The organism is Nosocomiicoccus sp. HMSC09A07, assembly GCF_001808485.1.
Taxonomy (GTDB): domain Bacteria; phylum Bacillota; class Bacilli; order Staphylococcales; family Salinicoccaceae; genus Nosocomiicoccus; species Nosocomiicoccus ampullae_A.
This window is the reverse complement of record NZ_KV793632.1, coordinates 145,215-165,070: the sequence shown is the minus strand read 5'-3', so window position 1 is coordinate 165,070 and position 19,856 is coordinate 145,215. Positions and strand designations below refer to the sequence as shown.

At 35.5% G+C, this 19,856-nt stretch carries 23 protein-coding genes; 1 reads left to right on the top strand and 22 read right to left on the bottom strand.

Annotated features, from left to right (window positions below):
- Positions 1-164: 164 nt before the first annotated feature.
- A complete protein-coding gene (locus HMPREF3177_RS04000; RefSeq protein ID WP_068129035.1) occupies positions 165-1,007 on the bottom strand; it encodes a helix-turn-helix domain-containing protein in 843 nt (280 codons plus the stop codon).
- A gap of 133 nt (positions 1,008-1,140) precedes the next feature.
- Here HMPREF3177_RS04000 and HMPREF3177_RS03995 point away from each other — a divergent pair, with 133 nt between their 5' ends.
- On the top strand, positions 1,141-1,614 hold the full coding sequence (locus HMPREF3177_RS03995) for a general stress protein (protein WP_143861254.1): 474 nt from the start codon (positions 1,141-1,143) through the stop codon (positions 1,612-1,614).
- A 17-nt stretch (positions 1,615-1,631) separates the two neighbouring features.
- On the opposite strand, the gene HMPREF3177_RS03990 is transcribed toward HMPREF3177_RS03995, so the two are convergent.
- The 21 genes from HMPREF3177_RS03990 to rpmH form a co-directional block, all read right to left on the bottom strand.
- Complete coding sequence (locus HMPREF3177_RS03990) at positions 1,632-3,062, bottom strand: M20 family metallopeptidase (RefSeq protein WP_070457178.1); 1,431 nt, start codon at positions 3,060-3,062, stop codon at positions 1,632-1,634.
- 14 nt (positions 3,063-3,076) lie between these two features.
- Positions 3,077-4,351 carry an amidohydrolase gene (locus HMPREF3177_RS03985; RefSeq protein WP_083286856.1) on the bottom strand — a complete coding sequence of 425 codons (1,275 nt, stop codon included), beginning with the start codon at positions 4,349-4,351 and terminating at the stop codon, positions 3,077-3,079.
- A gap of 11 nt (positions 4,352-4,362) precedes the next feature.
- Positions 4,363-5,886 carry an AbgT family transporter gene (locus tag HMPREF3177_RS03980; RefSeq protein ID WP_068129043.1) on the bottom strand — a complete coding sequence of 508 codons (1,524 nt, stop codon included), beginning with the start codon at positions 5,884-5,886 and terminating at the stop codon, positions 4,363-4,365.
- A 126-nt stretch (positions 5,887-6,012) separates the two neighbouring features.
- The gene (gene rpsR / locus HMPREF3177_RS03975) at positions 6,013-6,252 is read right to left on the bottom strand and encodes a 30S ribosomal protein S18 (protein WP_040928931.1); all 240 of its coding nucleotides are present in this window, start codon (positions 6,250-6,252) and stop codon (positions 6,013-6,015) included.
- Positions 6,253-6,387: 135 nt separating this feature from the next.
- On the bottom strand, positions 6,388-7,053 hold the full coding sequence (modB, locus tag HMPREF3177_RS03970; protein WP_083286855.1) for a molybdate ABC transporter permease subunit: 666 nt from the start codon (positions 7,051-7,053) through the stop codon (positions 6,388-6,390).
- 7 nt (positions 7,054-7,060) lie between these two features.
- Positions 7,061-7,822 (bottom strand): molybdate ABC transporter substrate-binding protein, encoded by a 762-nt coding sequence (modA, locus tag HMPREF3177_RS03965; protein ID WP_070457177.1) that lies wholly within the window; start codon positions 7,820-7,822, stop codon positions 7,061-7,063.
- On the bottom strand, positions 7,823-8,668 hold the full coding sequence (modA, locus tag HMPREF3177_RS03960) for a molybdate ABC transporter substrate-binding protein (protein ID WP_070457176.1): 846 nt from the start codon (positions 8,666-8,668) through the stop codon (positions 7,823-7,825).
- Positions 8,669-8,848: 180 nt separating this feature from the next.
- Positions 8,849-9,325 carry a single-stranded DNA-binding protein gene (ssb, locus tag HMPREF3177_RS03955; RefSeq protein ID WP_068129049.1) on the bottom strand — a complete coding sequence of 159 codons (477 nt, stop codon included), beginning with the start codon at positions 9,323-9,325 and terminating at the stop codon, positions 8,849-8,851.
- A 24-nt stretch (positions 9,326-9,349) separates the two neighbouring features.
- On the bottom strand, positions 9,350-9,655 hold the full coding sequence (gene rpsF, locus HMPREF3177_RS03950) for a 30S ribosomal protein S6 (protein ID WP_040928935.1): 306 nt from the start codon (positions 9,653-9,655) through the stop codon (positions 9,350-9,352).
- 145 nt (positions 9,656-9,800) lie between these two features.
- Positions 9,801-10,322: a hypothetical protein gene (locus HMPREF3177_RS03945; protein WP_070457175.1), complete on the bottom strand. Its 522-nt coding sequence runs from the start codon at positions 10,320-10,322 to the stop codon at positions 9,801-9,803.
- A 99-nt stretch (positions 10,323-10,421) separates the two neighbouring features.
- A complete protein-coding gene (ychF, locus tag HMPREF3177_RS03940; RefSeq protein WP_068129051.1) occupies positions 10,422-11,522 on the bottom strand; it encodes a redox-regulated ATPase YchF in 1,101 nt (366 codons plus the stop codon).
- A gap of 17 nt (positions 11,523-11,539) precedes the next feature.
- Positions 11,540-11,725, bottom strand: a complete 186-nt coding sequence (locus tag HMPREF3177_RS03935) for a DUF951 domain-containing protein (RefSeq protein WP_070457174.1) — start codon at positions 11,723-11,725, stop codon at positions 11,540-11,542.
- 12 nt (positions 11,726-11,737) lie between these two features.
- On the bottom strand, positions 11,738-12,667 hold the full coding sequence (locus HMPREF3177_RS03930) for a mechanosensitive ion channel family protein (protein WP_148128599.1): 930 nt from the start codon (positions 12,665-12,667) through the stop codon (positions 11,738-11,740).
- Positions 12,668-13,456 (bottom strand): ParB/RepB/Spo0J family partition protein, encoded by a 789-nt coding sequence (locus tag HMPREF3177_RS03925; RefSeq protein ID WP_070457173.1) that lies wholly within the window; start codon positions 13,454-13,456, stop codon positions 12,668-12,670. It lies immediately after the preceding gene.
- 13 nt (positions 13,457-13,469) lie between these two features.
- Positions 13,470-14,279, bottom strand: coding sequence for a ParB/RepB/Spo0J family partition protein (locus tag HMPREF3177_RS03920; protein WP_068129056.1), 810 nt, complete (start codon positions 14,277-14,279; stop codon positions 13,470-13,472).
- A 13-nt stretch (positions 14,280-14,292) separates the two neighbouring features.
- Complete coding sequence (gene rsmG / locus HMPREF3177_RS03915; RefSeq protein ID WP_040928943.1) at positions 14,293-15,009, bottom strand: 16S rRNA (guanine(527)-N(7))-methyltransferase RsmG; 717 nt, start codon at positions 15,007-15,009, stop codon at positions 14,293-14,295.
- 42 nt (positions 15,010-15,051) lie between these two features.
- Complete coding sequence (gene mnmG, locus HMPREF3177_RS03910) at positions 15,052-16,932, bottom strand: tRNA uridine-5-carboxymethylaminomethyl(34) synthesis enzyme MnmG (RefSeq protein ID WP_068129057.1); 1,881 nt, start codon at positions 16,930-16,932, stop codon at positions 15,052-15,054.
- A gap of 11 nt (positions 16,933-16,943) precedes the next feature.
- Entirely contained in the window at positions 16,944-18,320 is a 1,377-nt protein-coding gene (gene mnmE / locus HMPREF3177_RS03905; protein WP_068129060.1) for a tRNA uridine-5-carboxymethylaminomethyl(34) synthesis GTPase MnmE, read from the bottom strand.
- Between the two features lie 12 nt (positions 18,321-18,332).
- Positions 18,333-19,190: an RNA-binding cell elongation regulator Jag/EloR gene (jag, locus tag HMPREF3177_RS03900; protein WP_070457172.1), complete on the bottom strand. Its 858-nt coding sequence runs from the start codon at positions 19,188-19,190 to the stop codon at positions 18,333-18,335.
- A gap of 14 nt (positions 19,191-19,204) precedes the next feature.
- Positions 19,205-19,540 (bottom strand): ribonuclease P protein component, encoded by a 336-nt coding sequence (gene rnpA, locus HMPREF3177_RS03895; RefSeq protein WP_068129064.1) that lies wholly within the window; start codon positions 19,538-19,540, stop codon positions 19,205-19,207.
- A gap of 105 nt (positions 19,541-19,645) precedes the next feature.
- A complete protein-coding gene (gene rpmH, locus HMPREF3177_RS03890) occupies positions 19,646-19,783 on the bottom strand; it encodes a 50S ribosomal protein L34 (protein WP_040928948.1) in 138 nt (45 codons plus the stop codon).
- Between the last annotated feature and the right edge of the window lie 73 nt (positions 19,784-19,856).

Genomic DNA, 19,856 nt, shown 5'->3' with positions numbered 1-19,856 from the left:
AAATAATAAAATCCGGACAGATGCAGTCGTCCAACTGTTGTATTGTAATTAACATCGTAGTGACTAAATATAACATTCTCATTAAATATCTCTCCTCTTAATTTAAATGATTGTAAATTTAAATCGATTATAGCAGAGCGTATTTTAAATGTTATCGATTAATTTTAATCTATTCGTATACGAATATTGCTTAATCTTTGCTTGATTTTCTCATTTGGATAATCTTTTAATAAGCATTTCATATACGTGAATTGATCATGTAGTAAGGGGTCCTTTGTATTCATGTATAACAACAGTCGTGAATACTCGATGTCTGTTTTTAAATACGTCGACTCGAATTGCTTTTGTAGCGCTGTTGCATTGTCTAACTCTCTTTTTACAAGATGAAACCATCCTTTACGGCAATAAATTGCTGCTAAGTTACCATAAACTCTTATGATATGTTTAAAGTTTTGTCGAGTAACAAGGACATTTTTGATAACATGATTCGCTTTTTTAAAATGTTGAAACGCTTCTCGTCCTAACTGTAACTCTATAATCCCTATCATTAAATGAATCTCTGCGAGTATCACGTCGATAGGATTGTATATTTCTAGCATTGATTTAGCTTCTTGTAACAAGTGGATTGCACGAACTAAATCGTCTGCTCTATAGCTTAAAAGTGCTTCATGGTATATACAATATGTATTTAAGTATGAATTTTTCTCACGTATGTAGCTTGGAATACCTTCAAGTACTTCTTTCATTTTAGTAAAATCTTTATGTTTCCTTGCGTCATCTAATTGCTTTCTCGGACTAATTAAATCGAGTTGCATGATGAATTCTTCTCTGTCGATATCTAACGTTTCTAACAAGGCAAAAAACTCTCGTACACTTCCCGTATCGTGTCCATTTTCAATGCGTGAAATCACCGTTTGACTAATTGAACTCTCAAGAGATAAATCGTGCTGAGTCCATTTGAGTCGTTGTCGTTTATCTTTTAAATAGAACATCAATTCTTTCAACATTATTTTTACCTCATAAGTATATTTGATATAAACATATCCTATAAATTATAAAAGTACAACTTATAACAGAGCGAGTTATCATATAGACGATTATGGTATCATTTAAGTACATAGATCAATAATAGGGGTTGAAATGATGACGCTATATACATTCCAAGACGAAAAATCGCTCGTTGATAAAATTACTGAATTAAAATTAAATTTTATTAAGACGCGCCAAATGACTGTAGTCAGTAATAAACGACCAACGAAAGAATTTAAACATAATACAGATGTTGAATTTGTAAAAGGTGATGGAACGATATGGGAAAGAACCGTTGGAGGGCTTTTTAACAAATCTCCAGAATCACTCATATCACGCCGCTTTAACCTAGATGGCGAGAGTTTAAATACGTATCATGAAGCACTTATAAACGGTGAGTTTATACTTATTATCAATGATGGTAAAAAAGAAGTCGAAATAGATGATGAAACAGATTTAAAGCCAAAATCTGAGGCGAATCACGTATTAGAAGATGAAGAATTTGTAGAAATACTGGATAGCTATGGGCTGAACTCTGAGCGTTCATTTATAGAAGGGAATAATAAAAAAACGAAGAGAGGATAATATCCTCTCTTCGTTTTTTATGGTTGCGGGTTTACATCTTTTGGAATCGGGTTTTCATATGGTTGTTTTTTTAGTTTTTCTTCGTGTTCTTCTTTCATTTCACTTAGAAGTGTTTCGTCATGAAGTACGTGAACTGCTGTATTTGCCATCACTCTCGCTGCTCTGTACATCCCTTTAAATGCATAACTTGATAGACCTTGCGCTGTCATTTGCCACGTATGAAGTGGTGTTCCAAATGCTGACGTTGCTGCAGATATTTGTGCAGTTGGAGTGACCCAACTTACATCTGCAACGTCTGTTGATCCGAGCATTACCTTGCCCGTTACAACGTAATCATGAACGACGTCACTTAATGGTTTTCCGATTACTTTTTCGCCATCTACAACCGCACCAAAACTCTCATTGGCTTTAATTGCTCCTTCTTTTTCACTATCTGAAAGTGTATCGACAATTTTTTGAGCGAATTTGAGTTCTTCATCTGTAAAAGTAATTTCCGCTTCTTCTTTTTTAAGATAATCGTACATGACCGCTTCAAGTGCGCGGTTCGGTTCGTAGTCTGAACATGCTTTTTGAATTTCAAATGATGATTCTGTTTCTGTCATTAATGCAGCACCTTGAGCTATCTTTTTAACACGTTCAAATAATTCGCGTGTTTCTTTTAACGTTTCTGCACGGATTAAATACAACACTTCTGCGTCTGATTGAACGACGTTAGGAGAAGTTCCTCCTGTATTTAACACTGCGTAATGGACACGCGCCGTGTCACTCATATGTTCACGCATATAGTTAACGCCAACGTTCATAAGTTCTACAGCGTCTAACGCACTACGACCAAGTTCAGGAGATTGTGCAGCGTGTGCACTCGTACCTTTAAATTTAAACTTCACTTGATAGTTTGCGAGTGTTTTGTTCATCATTACAGCGTTAATTGGCGCTGGATGCCAACAAAATGCATAATCTAAATCATCAAATACGCCTTCACGACTCATAAATGTTTTACCAGATCCGCCTTCTTCTCCTGGCGTTCCGTAGTAAATTACAGTTCCTTCTAGATTATTAGCTTCGAGATATTCTTTTACAGCGATTGCTGCAGCAAGTGACCCGATACCGAGTAGGTTATGTCCACAACCGTGACCATTCCCTCCATCTTCAATAGGACTATGCTCAGCAATGCCTGGCTCTTGACTTAAACCAGATAATGCATCGAATTCTCCAAGAAAACCAATGACTGGTTTCCCAGAACCAAATTTTCCTAAAAATGCCGTATCGATATTTGCGACATTTTCTTCAACTTCGAATCCTTCATGTTTTAACGTTTCGATTAACTTTTTTGATGAATTATATTCTTGAAAGCGCGTCTCTGGATGTTCAAATATATACGTACTAACCTCGTTTAAAAATTTTGATTTTGACTCAATAATATCTTTTATAAATTCTTCATGTTTCATTAATTTCAAATCCTTCATTTTAACTCATTTAAAATATTAATAAATGTCGTAATCGCAACTTCTAGAACTGCTTCATCAACATCAAACGACGGATGATGGTGACCGTACTTTAAGTGATATGGAAAAATTAAATACGTCGCTTTCCCATTATTCTCCTGAACAATATTTATAAATACTGCTGCATCTTCCGATGCGTCCATAGACACTTCATCGACAATTGTTTTTACAGCGTCATTACTTACAGTCGCACTTTTCACAATATCGATCATCTCTTTAGAACATGTCGCACTCGGTGCGAATCCTTCAACCGTAATTTTACTCTCACAGCCGTACATCTTTGCACCGTTTTCGATAATCTCTTTTGCACGTTCAAACATATATTCATTTAACTGTGTCGTTTCCCCGCGTGACTCACACTCGAGTTTTGCATAATCCGGTATAATATTTCGACCTTGTCCTGCTTGCAGTGTACCGACGTTTAACCTTGTTGCTCCTTCTCTATGTGGTGCGATTGTATTTAATGATAAAGCAATCGCTGATGCTGCGAGAAGTGCGTTGTTGCCGTCTTGCGGATTAGACCCCGCGTGAGATGACTGACCGAAAAGTTCAACGTTGAACTTTGTACTTGCTAAAAAGTTTGTCGCTGTCGCTCCTACTGTCCCGACTTCTTCGCTGATTGTCCCGACGTGTCCACTTAAAAAGTAGTCCGCATCATCTAACCAACCTTTTTTAGCATAACTTGCCGCACCTCTAACACCTTCTTCAGAGTTTTGAAATATAATTGTGTACTTTCCTGTTAACTCATCGATATGTTCGTCGATATACGTCGCTACGCTAATTCCAATCGCTGCATGAGCGTCATGACCACAAGCATGCATCTCACCGTCATGTTTCGACTGAAATCCTTCTTTAAACGGAACGTGTTCAATCTCATTACTTTCCTTAATTGGTAACGCGTCGATATCAAATCGAAGGACCACATGAGGTCCTTTTTGATTTGTATCGATTGTCGCAACTACACCTGTTTTATACGGGTGTATTTTTTCTAGAAATGAAGACGGTACTCCGTAATCTAATGCACGTTGATATGTGTTTGCCATTACGTCATCACTCGGTAAACCGACTTGCGTGTCAATATCGAGTGCATCGTCTCCAACATATAAATTAAAGTTTGTTTGAGACAGTCTTTCATAAATTAAGTATGTCGTAATATACTCTGTAAATCCAACTTCTGGAACTTGATGTAGTAACCTACGATTTTCTTTTGCATACTTAATTAGCTCGTCCATAAATATCCCTTCTATCCTCTAGATTCTAATAACGTATATGCACCTGGTCCGAGTGGCAGGCCTGTATAGTAGAACACTAATAGTAATATGATCCATGCAAATAAGAATGAGAATGCGTATGGAATCATTAATGACATATATGTTCCAATATTTGAATTTTTATCGTAACGTCTCATAAATGAAATAATAACAATCATTAAAGGATACAGTGGTGTTACGATGTTCATACTAGAGTCTGCGATTCTGTATGCTGCTTGTACGAATGCTGGGTCATAACCGAGTTGCATAAACATCGGTATAAATACCGGTGCTTCTAATGCCCATTTTGCTGATCCTGAAGTAATTAAGAAGTTTAATAAACCAGTAAATATGACATATAGAATAATTAGCGGAATACCTGTGAATTGGATACTTTCAAAGAATGCTGCACCGTTTACTGCTAACCAAATTGCTAAGTTAGACCAGTTAAAGTACGCGATGAACTGAGCAATCGCAAACACTAATACGATATAAGGTGCCATATCTTTTATCGCTTCCGCCATTTTATTAGTGACATCTGTTGAAGTCTTTAACACTTTTGTCGTAAAGCCAAACGTCACACCAACAATCATGAACCATACTAAAATAACAGGTACAATTCCTTTTAATAATGGAGAATTTAAAAATCCACCGTCTTCTCCTGCTAAATATGAGTTTGGTAAGAAGAATCCACCAACGATAAGTCCCCAGTAAATAACTGATGCGATTACCGCTAATAACACACCGCGTCCACCATTTTGAACTTCAGTTTCTTCTTCATCTTCTACTGCACCTTCATATGTACCGAGTCTTGGCTCTATGAATCTCGTCGTAATTAACCCACCGATAATCGTTAACATAAATACTGATACTACGTTAAAGAAGTAGTTATCTAATGGAGTCACTACAAATTCTGGATCAATAATTCTCGCCGCTTCTGTAGAAATACCAGAAAGTAATACGTCTGTACCCGCGACTAATAAGTTCGCTGTAAATCCGGCACCTGCACCCGCGAAACCTGCTGCAAGACCAGCAAGTGGGTGACGTCCAACTTTATAAAATACGAGCGCTGCGAGTGGCGGAATGATAACTGCGGAAGCATCTGAAGCAATGTTCCCCATAATACCAACAAACACAACTGTATACGTAAGTATAAATGGTGGTGCTTTAAGTAAAGTTTTTCTAATTACATAATCAAAAAATCCTACTTTTTCTACAAGTCCAACACCGAGCATCATCGCTAAAACAAGACCAAGTGGTGCGAATCCTGTAAAGTTCGTCACTGTCTCAGTTAATATAAATTCAATACCCTCACGTGACAGTAAACTTTTAACTTCAACAACTTCACCTGTTGAAGGGTGTACTGTTGATGCACCAAGACTTGTTGCAATAACTGATATAACAACTATTAAGACTGCAAATATTAAAAATAGTACAAAGGGATCCGGTAAACGTGATCCAATTTTTTCAATCACGTCTAACGTTCTTTGAAATAGACTTTTCTTCGTGTTTTCCATGGAATACACCTCCACTTATAGTTATAGTAATCATAAAATATTTTTAGCCTATAAAGCAATCGTTTTCAAAATAAAACAGAAAAAAATACCCTCGCTGTAACCTCTAGTACAGTGAGGGTGTTAAGATTAAGCTTCTTCTTTAATGAAAGGAAGTAATCCCATGTGACGTGCACGTTTAATTGCAGTTGTTAACTGACGTTGATACTTCGCTGAAGTACCTGTAACACGTCTTGGTAAAATTTTACCACGTTCTGAAATGAATTTTTTCAGAAGATCTACTTCTTTATAGTCGATGTGCGTAATTCCGTTTGCAGTAAAGTAGCAAACTTTTCTACGACGACGACCGCCTCTTCTTGGACCTGCCATAGTAATCCTCCTCTTGATTATAGATTCACTATCGATGTGTGTGATCGATATTCGTATCTATAACTACATATTCAAAACGTGTATAGTAGTGTGTTTTTATGTGCTTTACTATTATATAGTGTTTAATTTTTAATGTCAATTTTCTTTTACGCGGATAAATAGCATCATTACAAAACTAATTGTAATAATGGAAATCACCCACATCCAAGCGAGTGTCATGTTACCAGATTGAATCGCTGAGTATACTGCTGTAGGTAACGTTTGTGTTTTACCAGGGATATTACCTGCAAACATTAACGTCGCTCCGAATTCACCGAGTGCACGTGCGAAACTTAACATCGCACCTGTAATGAGTAAATTTTTTGACAGCGGGATAATTATTTTAAAAAATATACGTGCTTCTGAATTCCCATCAACACGTGCCGCTTCAATAATATGTTGGTCAATTGATAAAAAACCATTTTTCGCCGATTGATACATTAAAGGGAATGCAACAACTGTACTTGCGATAATTGCTGCATATATCGTAAAGAGTACTCCGTGATCAAAAATCATATGTATCAGCTGACCGATATACGACTTTTTACCAAATACGATAATGAGTATAAATCCAACTACTGTTGGTGGAAGTACAATTGGCAACATGAGTATCGTTTCTAAAACGACTTTACCTTTAAATTGATACTTCGTCATGAGACGCGCTGCAAGTACACCAAATATAAATGCAAGTATAAGTGCAACTGACGCCACTTTTAGCGATAAAATTACCGGGGTCCAAAAGGCCATATCAGTAATATTCATATAAACCCTACTCTACAGTAAAACCGTACTTTTTAAAGATATCTAATACAGCGTTACTATTTAAGAAATCATAAAATTCCTTTACTGATTCAGACTCACTTAGTGTCCCAATCGGATAAATGATCGGTTTATGTGTGTCGCTACCAAATTCATCGACGATATCGACGTTGTCTTTTTCAGTTTCAGCATCTGTTTCATAAACAACCCCAGCGTCTACTTCACCTTGAGCAACGTAAGTGAGAACTGCACGTACATCACTTGCATATATAAATTTACTCTCTAATTCATCAAACAAATTAAGAAATGTGAACGCTTCTTTTGCATACTTTCCTGCTGGTACTGTTTCTACCTCACCAATTGCGATTTGTGATACGTATTTTAAATCATCAATTGAATTTACAGTACCGTCTTCAGGACGAATTAAAACGAGTTTGTTTTCAAGGTAATCTTTCTTTTCAAAAATTAACCCTTCGTCATCGACTTGTTTAAAATCATCTTGTGATGCAGAAATAAATAAATCAACCGGTGCACCTTTTAAAATCTGTTCACATAACGCGCCTGAACCACCATAGTTGACATCGATTTTTACGTCACTTTCTTTGTTGTACTCTTCGATTACTTCATTTAGCGCATCTTGTAAACTTGCTGCTGCAGATACTGTAATCGTTTCTGCTTTTGTCTCTTTTTTACTTTCTTGTTTTGAATCATTACTACAAGCAGTTAATACTAATACAAAAATAAGTGAGATTAAGAATAGTATTCTTTTCATTTAAATAATATACCCATACTCAGAGAATACATCTAAACTATCGTTTGATAATAGGTAACTATAAACAGTTCGTGTGCTACTCTCGAGCTCTTCCTTTTTTATAATTCCTACTTTGTAGATATACGGTTCAACAATGTTACGTGGTAATCGTTTCAGGACATGATAATCTTCATCTGCTTCAACTTCTGATAGATATAAGACTCCAACAGATGCATTGTTATTTGCAATGTCTTGTTTTACATCGTCTACACTATCGCCGAGAATTAGATTGTCTGTCGTACTTACATCTTTAAATTCATCGTCTTCAAATACTTTTTTGCTCAACTCACCCTCTTCATAAAGCTCAGGGTTTAAGATAGCAATACGCGTATCTTCATCGATATCTGATGTCTTTTGAATATCTGGTGAATCTACTTTTGTAAATAATACAAGCTCATCCATCATGCCAACACCAGTGTCTTTATGTTCGATTAATTTTTCATCAATCATTTCATTTACAATATCTTCTGTTGTAAATACAATTGCATTTTTATCATTATTGATTGTTTCATCGATCATTTCATCATTTTTTAAATATTTAACGTCGAGAATGATGTCTTCATGACTTTCTTGGAAGTTTTTCGCAATTTCCTCAAATGGTTCTTGTAAGTTTTCACGTACATATATCGTTACAACTTCTGGTTCTATCGTTTTTACTTTTTCTTCTTCTTTTTCTTCTACCGTTTTGTCTTTACTCGGTGGCTCCTCTTTATTTGAAGATGAATTATTTTGACATGCGACCAATACAAATGTCACCGCCATAAGTACAAATAGTATGATCGACTGTCTTTTATTTATAAAACTCATAACTAAACTCCTTAAAAAATAGCATTAAACACACTATATAAATATTTTAAAATAACTTATGTAAAAAAATAAACCGAGACGATTGTCTCGGTTTGCACACACCGAAATCCACACATTGATTTCAGTTTTAACACTACTAATACACATACAATTCGTAGTTATAAAATTAAATTCTCTATGTTAGAACGGTAAATCGTCCTCACTAATGTCTACGTTTCCTGTAGAATTCGCAAATGGATTCTCAGGTGGACGTGAACCGTAAGATTGATTTCCGCTGTTATACGGCTCAGAATAACTTTCTGCCGCATGACTTGCCTGATTACTGCTGTTTTGTCGATTTTTCGGTTCTAAGAACTGAACACTGTCACATACTACTTCTGTAACATATACTCTTTGACCTTCTTTGTTTTCGTAGCTACGTGATTGGAGTCTTCCATCAACGCCTACTAAACTACCTTTTTGAACGTAGTTTTTAACGTTTTCTGCTTGTTTTCTAAATACAACACAGTTGATAAAGTCAGCACCACGTTCTCCGTTTCTGTCAGTAAATGGTCTGTTGACTGCTAAGGTAAAGTTACCTACTTGTACACCACTTTGACCAGCGCGGAGTTCAGGATCTCTTGTGAGACGGCCAACTAAAACGACACGATTCAGCATGTAATCATCTCCATTTTCTATTCATTACTTTTCTTCGCGTTCTTCGTCGCGAACTACGATGTGACGAATGATGTCGTTGCTGATTTTAGCAAGACGGTCAAATTCGTCAACTGCTTTTGAATCTTCTGCATCTAATTTAACAATTTGGTATAAACCGTCTTTGTAGTCTTCGATTTCGTAAGCTAAACGACGTTTACCCCACTCTTTAGATTCGATGATTTCAGCACCGTTAGAAGTAAGCACTTCGTCAAAACGCTCAACGAGTTGTTTTACTGCATCTTCTTCTAAATCCGGACGTACGATATATAAAATCTCGTATGCTCTTTTCATCTTTACACCTCCTTATGGACTTTGCGGCCAAAACATTCGTTTTGGCAAGGAATAATTTTCATTACTCACAATCAGATATTATACCAGTTTGGTTTACGAAATACAATTGTTAATGTGAAATATTCTTTTATATTTAACTATTAAATCACTCATAATATTTATCATATGAAATAATTGAATGTTTTATACGTTTAATAAATTCCTTATCACTACTCACAACATCCAATACATCTGTAGTTATATAAACAATGAAATTTTTATTATAAAAATAAAGATAATTATCTTCAGCATCTAATGATTTCATATATTGATAATAATAACGAATTACCTCAGGACTTACATTTTTAATTTCAGCAAAAATATATTCAATTAAGTCGTCCTCTTCTGTATAGTTCACTTGTTTTAGTTTAAAATCATGTTTATTCTTAAACGCATCCATATAACTTTTTAATTTTAAATTTAATATTTCTCGTGATAATCCATTAATTGAGTAACTGTCTAGATAAAAGATATGAAAGGATTCATCTTCTTTAAATAAACTTATAATAAAGTTAAAAATATATTCATTTACACAATCAAAATCGAATCTTACTCTATTTGTTTTTCTTGCATGCAGGTAAGGACTAATGTTGGTTTGACTAAGATCAATGTTAAATGGTGTATTCATCTAGTAACCCCTCTATAAATTTATAATTATTATAAACCTATATTTAAAATTAATAAATTAAAAACTGCATCATTTAGTGATGCAGTTATTGACTAGTGTTTAAACGTTAAATCTAAAATGCACGACGTCTCCATCCTGCATAATATAATCTTTTCCTTCTAATCGTGATTTACCCGCTTCTTTTACAGCCGCTTCACTTCCTAGTTCTACGAGATCATCGTAGCTCATTACTTCCGCACGGATAAATCCTTTTTGGAAATCTGTATGGATGATCCCAGCACATTCTGGTGCAGTCATTCCTTTTTTAAACGTCCATGCGCGTACTTCTTGAACGCCCGCTGTGAAGTATGTCGCAAGTCCTAATAAGTCGTATGTTTGACGAATTAATTTATCAAGTCCTGATTCTTCAAGTCCGAGTGCTTCTAAAAATTCGTTTTTATCTTCATCGTCGAGTACTGCCATTTCTTCTTCGACACGCGCAGATACTGGTACAACTTGTGCATCTTCCGCTTTTGCGTAATCGATGATTTTCTTTAAATATTCGTTGTTTTCTAAATCAGCTAATTCATCTTCAGCAACGTTTGCCACGTATATAATTGGCTTTTGTGTTAAGAAGTTTAAATGTTTTACAACTGCTTTTTCTTCAGCTGTCAGTGAAACTGAGCGTACTGGTTTGTTTTCTTCAAGTGCGACTTTAATTTTAGTTAATACATCTGTTTCAAACATTGCGTCCTTATCTTTTTGACGTGCCATTTTTTCAACACGTGGTAAGCGTCTTTCGATACTTTCTAAGTCTGCAAAAATTAACTCCATATTAATTACTTCGATGTCATCAATTGGATCGACTCTACCTGAAACGTGTGTAATGTTGTCGTCATCGAATGCACGAACGACCTGACAAATTGCGTCTACTTCACGGATGTGAGATAAGAACTTGTTACCTAAACCTTCCCCTTTTGATGCACCTTTTACGATACCTGCGATATCTGTAAATTCAAATGCTGTTGGGACTGTCTTTTTTGGTACGACGATTTCAGTTAACTTATCAAGTCTTTCATCTGGTACGTCTACGATTCCGACGTTTGGGTCGATTGTTGCGAATGGATAGTTCGCAGCAAGTGCCCCTGCCTTAGTAATTGCGTTAAATAAAGTAGATTTACCAACGTTTGGTAATCCGACGATTCCTGCTGTTAATGCCATTATTTTCTCTCCTCAAATTAAAATTGTTTGATGTGCTTTATACGTTTTATAAACTCTGGTCTCGGTAACATAATCGTACGATCACACGCTGTACATTTAATTTTGATATCTGCACCAAGACGCGTGACTTTAAATTCATTATTTCCACATGGATGTGGTTTTTTCATCTCAACAATACTGCCAAGCTGGAATTCTTTACTCATATATTTACCTCTTTACTTCTTTTCTTCATTAAATTCTACAGATGGAACACCGAGAATAATTTCGTTGTTTTTAAGAAGTGTTTGAATGTTTTTACGATAATCACGTAGCACCTGGAATTGTTCCATTGGACGCGTAATAAACATAATTCTATATTGTAATTGACCACTAATGAAATCTTGAACACCGAGTAATTGTGGTGGTTCTACGATACTTTCGTTTTTCTGCCAATTTTCTTCAAAATATACACTTAATAATCTTTCAACTCGACTAATATCTGTGTCAATCGGTAAGTAAAACTCTAAAAACGCAATCGAATTTTCTTTAGAAAAATTCACAACTTCTCCTATTGTACCATTTGGCACCATATACATTTCAGAGTTATAACCTAAAACTTTCGAACTTCTAAGTCCGAGGTATACGACTTGTCCTTCTGCAATTGGTGATCCTTGATTTGTAAATTTTACAAAGTCACCTTTGTCGAACTGATTTTCTAAAATGATAAAAAACCCAGTAATCATATCTTTAACTAAACTTTGTGCACCAAAACCGATTGCTAAACCAGCAATCCCTGCCCCAGCGAGTAGTGTCCCAACAGGTATGTTAAATATTTCCAAAATTGTCACGACAATAACGAACCATCCAAATACCGTCACGCTATTTTGTAACATACTTAGAAGTGTTTTATTGCGCTTTAAACTAATGGGTGCTCTACCTGGTCGAATGGAGATTTTCTTAAGTAAAAAGTTTTCGATAATACGATTGACAATTTTTATAATGATCATCCCTAAAATGACTATAAAAATTGACCATAATACACGTTCTCCAACGTTAACCCATAGTTCTACAGATGTGATTTTTTTCCATATCGTATCTAAAAAACTCGTATCTAATGGTGTATCAATCGCTTCGACTGCCATCAACGTTAGCCATTTTAGAATCATTTAATCCTCTCCTATTTCACTCAGTAATGTGACGAGTCGCTTGTACTCTTCAACACTCGTAAAAGATAAAACTATTTGTCCCTTTTTGCCGACTTGTTTAATATCGACATCCGTACCTAACCGTCGTTTTAAGGACTGTTCCACACGTGCGATTGGTGCGGGTTTTTCGACATATTTCTTTTCTGTTTTTTTAGTCGCTTCGAATTTACGTACAAAACGTTCTGTCTCACGAACATTCCACTTTTCATCGACAATTCGTTTAGCGATTTCTTCAATATGTAACTGATTTTTTAAACTGAGTAATGTTCGTCCGTGTGCTGTTGTTAGTTTACCATCTTGTATAAGTTGTATTACTGAATGAGGTAAATTTAATAAACGAATCATGTTCGCGATATATGATCTCGATTTACCAAGCTTTTTAGCCGTTTCTGATTGATTGAGATTCAACGTTTCCATATATTTTTTGTAACTCATCGCTTCCTCAAATGGATCTAAATCTTCACGTTGTAAGTTTTCAATTATCGCATATGTCATCATTTCTTCATCTGACATTTCTTTGACAATCGCATCGATAGTTTCTAAGTTTAACGCTTTAAACGCACGCCATCTTCTCTCTCCAGCAATTAACGTATACCCTATAACAGTTTGACGCACAATAATCGGTTGAAGTAGTCCGTTTTCTTGTATAGAAACTTTTAATGCATTTAACTCTTTTTCGTCAAAATGCAGTCTCGGCTGATATGGATTCGGTTTGATATCAGAAACACGAATACTTTCTAAGCGACTCATTTCTGCATCTCTCCTACTTTTTAATTTTTATATTAATGATATACGTATCTTCATCTTCTGTTTTTTCACATAACACTTCATGACCGTGACGTTTAATTTTTTGAATTTCATTATCTAAATCATTCATGAGAAATGTCATGTCATCATTAAAGTTAATTTGCGTTTCTTTTTGTTTCAAACGGTTTTTAACGAGCTGCTCGGTATCTTTAACGGTCAAATCTTTGTCCTTTACTTTTTCTAACACTTCGTACTGCATAGCGTTATCTAAAGAAAGCATTGCCCTCGCGTGTCTTTCACTTATATCATTATTTTGTAACGCCGTTATAACGGGTGATGATAGCTTTAATAATCGTAATTTATTCGCGATAAAGGACTGACTTTTTCCAAGTGAATGCGCGAGATCCTTTTGTGTAATGTCATCCATAGATAATAAGTCTTTATATGCAAGTGCTTCTTCGTAAGGAGATAAGTCTTCACGTTGAATATTTTCAATAATCGCTATAACTGCTGCTTCTTGATCTGTAAAATAGCGAATAATCGATTCGACATTTTCAAAATGTAATGATTTTATTGCTCTAAAACGGCGTTCGCCTGCGATAATTTCATACATACCTTCTTCGATTGGTCGTAACGTAATCGGTTGAAGTAGACCATGAACTTCAATAGAATCGGCAAGTTCTTTGATCGATTTGTTATCAAATACTTTTCTCGGCTGGAATCTGTTCGGTACGATTTTTTCAACCGGTATTTTTTCAATCTTATCTTCAACGTGACGATCCGTTTTATCGAGTAGATTAAATAACTTTGAAAATGGCTTTTTCAACGTGATTCCTCCTTTACTTTACTAATGGTTTTTTATTCGGTGTACCTGGTTTTCTCGGGAAATCTCTCGGAGTTTTTCGTTTTTTATCGAATTCGATAATATAACGCTCGCTATTTTCATGTGGCAATGATAACGAGAACACTTGACTCAATTCTCCACCAAGTAATTCTAAAGCAAATTCCGCTTCTCTTAATTCTTCTTCTGCCTTTTGACCTTTTAATACGATTAAACGCCCACCTGTACGAACGAGTGGTAAACATAATTCTAGTAATACATTTAAGCGTGCAACTGCACGTGCTGTTACGATATCAAACATATGTCGTTGACCATGTTGACCGAATGTTTCTGCACGGTCATGTACTAATGTAATTTTATCTAATTTTAAGTTTGCTGTTAATTCATTTAAAAAAGTAATACGCTTTTTTAATGAATCGACGATCGTTATTTTTAAATCTGGACGAATGATTTTCATCGGTAATGAGGGGAACCCTGCACCTGCACCAACATCACAAATTGATGCACCTTCTTCGATATCTAAGAAAAATAACGGCGTAATTGAGTCATAGAAATGTTTTTCATACACTTCTTCTTCATCTGTAATTGCTGTTAAATTCATTTTTTCGTTCCATTCGACTAACATTTTAAAGTATATATCGAATTGTTCGAGCTGATAATCTGTCACTTCAATACCTTCGTCTTTTAAATAACTTATAAACTCTTCTCTTGTCATCATTATCCCTCTGAATTTAAGAAAAAAGGCTTAAATAAGCCTTTAATCTTGTATTTTCGCTATTTTCCCTTGTTCGATATAAACGAGTAAGATAGAAATATCTGCTGGGTTAACGCCAGAAATTCTAGACGCTTGTGCGAGATCTAACGGTCTTACTTCTTTTAACTTATCGCGCGCTTCTGACGCAAGTGAATGAATTTGATCGTAGTCGATATTATCTGGAATACGTTTACTTTCCATACGCTTCATTTTTTCAACTTGCGTTAAAGATTTTTTAATATAGCCATCGTATTTAATTTGAATTTCAATTTGTTCTTTCTCTTCAGGTGAAAGTACGGATTCTTCGTTTAGAATTTCCATAATATCATCGTAATTCATTTCTGGACGACGCAGTAAATCTCTAGCGAGAATGCCGTCTTTTAATCGAGATCCACCTTTATTTTCAATAATAGACTGCGTATGTTCATTTGGTTTAATACGAATCGATTCGAGTCTTTCAAGTTCATTTTCAATTCTTGCTTTTTTACTTTGGAATCTCTCATAACGCTCTTCTGATATAAGTCCTTCACGGTATCCAATATCAGTTAATCGTAAATCTGCATTGTCGTGACGTAAAATTAAACGGTGTTCTGCACGAGACGTTAATAATCTATATGGTTCCTCTGTTCCTTTTGTTACTAGGTCATCGATTAACACACCGATATACGCATCTGTACGACTTAAAATTAATGGTTCTTTACCAAGTAATTTGTTTGCTGCGTTAATACCCGCGATAATACCTTGTGCAGCCGCTTCCTCATAACCACTTGTTCCATTAATTTGTCCTGCTGTAAATAAATTTTCTATTTTTTTAGTTTCAAGTGTTGGCCATAATTGTGTCGGTACGACCGCATCGTATTCAATTGCGTAACCTGTACGCATCATACGTGCATTTTTAAGTCCAGGAATTGTCTTTAACATTTCTTGTTGTACATGTTCTGGCATACTCGTAGATAACCCTTGTACATAGACTTCTTTTGTATGTCTACCTTCAGGCTCTAAGAATATTTGGTGACGTGGTTTATCGTTGAATCGGACGATTTTATCTTCGATAGATGGACAATATCTCGGCCCTGTACCTTCGATAAGTCCAGAATACATTGCTGAAAGATGTAAGTTATCGTTTATAATTTCGTGTGTAAATTCATTCGTGTGAGTCAGCCAACATGGGAGTTGATTCATATTAAATTCTGTTGTGTCATAACTAAATGCACGTGGTACATCGTCACCAGGTTGAATTTCAGTTTCCTCGTAATCGATTGAGTCTGAATTCACGCGTGGCGGTGTACCTGTTTTAAAACGAACGATTTCAAATCCTAGTTCTTTTAATTGATCTGCAAGTTTTAATGAAGGCATTTGATGGTTTGGTCCTGAAGAATATTTTAAGTTTCCTAAAATAATTTCTCCACGTAAAAATGTACCTGTCGTGATAATCACTGCATCACTATAATATTCAGTGTTAATATTAGTGCGAACACCTTTTACGACATCATCTTCGATAATTAAAGCATCGACCATCGCTTGAAGGATATCTAGATTTTCTTCATCTTCTAATACTTGCTTCATCACTTTTTGATAATCTAATTTATCTGCTTGTGCGCGTAATGCACGAACTGCAGGTCCTTTACCCGTATTTAACATACGCATTTGAATATTTGTTTTATCGACAACTTTTGCCATTTCTCCGCCAAGAGCATCCACTTCTCTTACGACGATACCTTTAGCTGGACCCCCTACTGACGGGTTGCATGGCATAAACGCAATATTATCTAGGTTGATTGTCAGCATTAAAGTTTTTAACCCTTTACGAGCCGTTGCAAGTCCCGCTTCAATACCCGCATGTCCTGCACCGACGACGATACAATCGTATTTATTATGCTCCATAATTTTTCCTCCTATTTTCCTAAACAGAATTGACTAAATAGCTGATCAATCAATTCTTCTGAAACATCTTGACCAATTACTTCTCCGAGTAATTGCCACGTTTTTACTAAATCTATTTGGATCATATCTACTGGAATATCCATTTCAGCAGCTTCGATCGCATCAATAATACTTCTATGCGCTTGTTCTAGTAGATGAATATGACGATTATTTGATACGTAAGTTGAATCTTGTATCGAAATACCACCACTAAAGAATAACTCTTTAATACTTTCTTCTAAATCTTTAATCCCTGTGCCCTCTGTAACAGAAGTTAACACGACAGGAAAATCATAATCTGATTTTAAAGTATCGATATCAATTGTACCTTCTAAATCTGTCTTGTTGACGATAATGATGACGTTACGCTCTTTTAAATTGTTTAATATATCTTTATCTTCTTCTGAAAAACCAGTCGTATGATCTAATAGATAAAGTATTAATTCTGCATTTTGTAACGCTTCACGTGAACGTTCGACACCGATTTTCTCAACGATATCTTCTGTTTCACGAATGCCTGCAGTGTCTGTGAGTTTTAACGGAATACCATTGACGTTGACGTATTCCTCTAAAATATCTCGCGTTGTTCCTGCGATATCAGTAACGATTGCACGGTTATCTTGAATGAGATAGTTTAATAAAGAACTTTTACCAACGTTTGGTTTTCCGACGATTACTGTATTTAATCCTTCACGTAAAATACGTCCTTCACGTGATGATTTTAATAGGTCCTCGATTTCTGTTTTAATCGTGCGCGATGCTTCGAGTAATTGACGCGTCGTTGCTTCTTCGACATCATCATACTCTGGATAATCGATATTAACCTCAACTTGAGCAAGTACGACTAATATTTCTTGTCGTAAATGTTCAATATACTCTTTTAAGCGTCCTTGCATTTGTTGGTTCGCAATTTTAGACGCGTCATCTGTCTTTGATCGTATGAAATCCATAATTCCTTCTGCTTGAGATAAATCAATACGTCCATTTAAAAATGCACGTTTTGTAAACTCTCCCGGCTCTGCCATTTCAGCGCCATTTTGTAATGTTAACTGAAGGATATGATTTATTGTATGAATACCACCGTGGCAGTTAATTTCAACGATATCTTCACGTGTATATGTTTTTGGTGCACGCATAACGGCTACCATTACTTCTTCGATTACTTCGTTCGTTTTTGGATCGACGATATGACCGTAATTGATCGTATGAGAGTCTACTTCCTTTAAACTCTTTTTACCTTTATATAGTCGGTCTGCGATGGCGATTGCTTCATCTCCTGAAAGTCTGACAATTGCGATGGCTCCTTCACCAACCGGTGTTGATATACTCGAAATTGTGTCAAATTTCATTGGATTATCCCTCTATTCTCTTTCAATAACAATATGACGATTTGGTTCTTTACCAGCTGAGTAAGTTTTGATGTTTGTAACGTTATAAAGAGCGTTATGAATGATCTTTCTTTCATATGCTGGCATCAGTTCTAAGTGTACTGGTAGGTTTGTACGTACTGCTTTTTTCGACATATTAATCGCAAGATTTTCAAGTATTTCTTCGCGTTTTTCGCGATAGTTTTCTGTATCGATAATAATTCTTCCGTAACCTTTATATATTCTATTGAAGTAATGCTGGCCAATTTCACTTAACGCATTTAATGTCGATCCACGTTTACCGATGACTTTTGCCGCTTTATCTGCAAATACGTTAATCATTACTGTACGATCGTCGACTGTATAATCTGTATAGTTAGAAATACCCATTTCATTAACAACAGACTGAATATAATTCGCTGTACTTTCGACTGCTTCATCGAACGTAAATTTCGGTGTTTGTACATCAGTCTCTTCATATGAATCGTCTAATTGCTCTTCGTGTTGTTCAACAGTATCTTCTTTCATACCTACAACTTCTTCGACAGTATCTAATTGATTAACGTCTGTCTCTTCTTCTACAACTTCTTGTTCAATAACCTCTAATTCTGTAGTTTCTTCTATAGAATCTTCCAGGTGCCTCATTTGAACTGCTTCAATTGTATTTAATTGTTTTAACTCCGGATTAATAATCGTAAGTTTAACTTCAGCTTCTTTTTTCATTAAACCTAAGAAACCTTTAGAACCTTGTTGTAGTACGTCAATACTGATGTCTGACTCTTCGACATTTAAATCGTTTAAACCTTTTTGCAGCGCGTCTTCTACAGTTTCACCTCTGTAAACTTTATACATGTGTCTATCCTCCATTATTTTATGCATTTTGCGATTCGCAAAACGTGTAATAAAGACTTTTCAATGTCGTGATAGTCCATATCTTTAACAGGCTGTCTTGCAATCACAATGTATTCTGTTGTTTTAAGTGTGTCTTTATGTTGAGTGAAAAATGCGCGGATTCGACGTTTAATTTGATTTCTTTTTACGGCATTGCCTAATTTTTTCGAAACACTGATACCAAGTCTAAAATGTGTTTCATCAGACTTTTCTTTCGTATAAATAACGAATTGTCGATTCGCAACAGACTTACCTTTTTTAAAGACATACTGAAAATCTTTTTGTTTTTTAATACGATACTCTTTTTTCATACAACTGTACCTCTTTATGATTACATATTATACAAAATATAGACATGATATGACACTTTATGAATTGACACAAAAAAGATCACCTATGACTAGATGATCTTCATATTATGCAGATAATACTTTTCTACCTTTTCTTCTGCGACGCGCAAGTACTTTACGTCCATTTTTAGTACTCATTCTCGCACGGAATCCGTGTACTTTTGAACGCTTGCGTTTATTTGGTTGATACGTACGTTTAGGCATAACTACACCTCCATGTAATCCAATGCTATATGAATTTTTCTGTCAATAATTTTAGCAACTACTACATAATAAC

What these genes read in the sequence shown, in the direction of transcription:
- rpsR (WP_040928931.1), bottom strand. Translation starts at nt 6,252, where the DNA reads ATGGCAGGTCCAAGAAGAGGCGGTCGTCGTCGTAGAAAAGTTTGCTAC.
- modB (WP_083286855.1), bottom strand. Translation starts at nt 7,053, where the DNA reads ATGAATATTACTGATATGGCCTTTTGGACCCCGGTAATTTTATCGCTA.
- HMPREF3177_RS03995 (WP_143861254.1), top strand. Translation starts at nt 1,141, where the DNA reads ATGATGACGCTATATACATTCCAAGACGAAAAATCGCTCGTTGATAAA.
- HMPREF3177_RS03980 (WP_068129043.1), bottom strand. Translation starts at nt 5,886, where the DNA reads ATGGAAAACACGAAGAAAAGTCTATTTCAAAGAACGTTAGACGTGATT.
- mnmE (WP_068129060.1), bottom strand. Translation starts at nt 18,320, where the DNA reads ATGAAATTTGACACAATTTCGAGTATATCAACACCGGTTGGTGAAGGA.
- jag (WP_070457172.1), bottom strand. Translation starts at nt 19,190, where the DNA reads ATGTATAAAGTTTACAGAGGTGAAACTGTAGAAGACGCGCTGCAAAAA.
- mnmG (WP_068129057.1), bottom strand. Translation starts at nt 16,932, where the DNA reads ATGGAGCATAATAAATACGATTGTATCGTCGTCGGTGCAGGACATGCG.
- HMPREF3177_RS04000 (WP_068129035.1), bottom strand. Translation starts at nt 1,007, where the DNA reads ATGTTGAAAGAATTGATGTTCTATTTAAAAGATAAACGACAACGACTC.
- HMPREF3177_RS03945 (WP_070457175.1), bottom strand. Translation starts at nt 10,322, where the DNA reads ATGAATACACCATTTAACATTGATCTTAGTCAAACCAACATTAGTCCT.
- modA (WP_070457176.1), bottom strand. Translation starts at nt 8,668, where the DNA reads ATGAGTTTTATAAATAAAAGACAGTCGATCATACTATTTGTACTTATG.
- ychF (WP_068129051.1), bottom strand. Translation starts at nt 11,522, where the DNA reads ATGGCATTAACAGCAGGAATCGTCGGATTACCAAACGTTGGTAAATCT.
- rpmH (WP_040928948.1), bottom strand. Translation starts at nt 19,783, where the DNA reads ATGCCTAAACGTACGTATCAACCAAATAAACGCAAGCGTTCAAAAGTA.
- rsmG (WP_040928943.1), bottom strand. Translation starts at nt 15,009, where the DNA reads ATGACAAGAGAAGAGTTTATAAGTTATTTAAAAGACGAAGGTATTGAA.
- modA (WP_070457177.1), bottom strand. Translation starts at nt 7,822, where the DNA reads ATGAAAAGAATACTATTCTTAATCTCACTTATTTTTGTATTAGTATTA.
- HMPREF3177_RS03935 (WP_070457174.1), bottom strand. Translation starts at nt 11,725, where the DNA reads ATGAGTAAAGAATTCCAGCTTGGCAGTATTGTTGAGATGAAAAAACCA.
- rpsF (WP_040928935.1), bottom strand. Translation starts at nt 9,655, where the DNA reads ATGAAAAGAGCATACGAGATTTTATATATCGTACGTCCGGATTTAGAA.
- ssb (WP_068129049.1), bottom strand. Translation starts at nt 9,325, where the DNA reads ATGCTGAATCGTGTCGTTTTAGTTGGCCGTCTCACAAGAGATCCTGAA.
- HMPREF3177_RS03925 (WP_070457173.1), bottom strand. Translation starts at nt 13,456, where the DNA reads ATGAGTCGCTTAGAAAGTATTCGTGTTTCTGATATCAAACCGAATCCA.
- HMPREF3177_RS03985 (WP_083286856.1), bottom strand. Translation starts at nt 4,351, where the DNA reads ATGGACGAGCTAATTAAGTATGCAAAAGAAAATCGTAGGTTACTACAT.
- HMPREF3177_RS03930 (WP_148128599.1), bottom strand. Translation starts at nt 12,667, where the DNA reads ATGATTCTAAAATGGCTAACGTTGATGGCAGTCGAAGCGATTGATACA.
- HMPREF3177_RS03990 (WP_070457178.1), bottom strand. Translation starts at nt 3,062, where the DNA reads ATGAAACATGAAGAATTTATAAAAGATATTATTGAGTCAAAATCAAAA.
- rnpA (WP_068129064.1), bottom strand. Translation starts at nt 19,540, where the DNA reads ATGAAAAAAGAGTATCGTATTAAAAAACAAAAAGATTTTCAGTATGTC.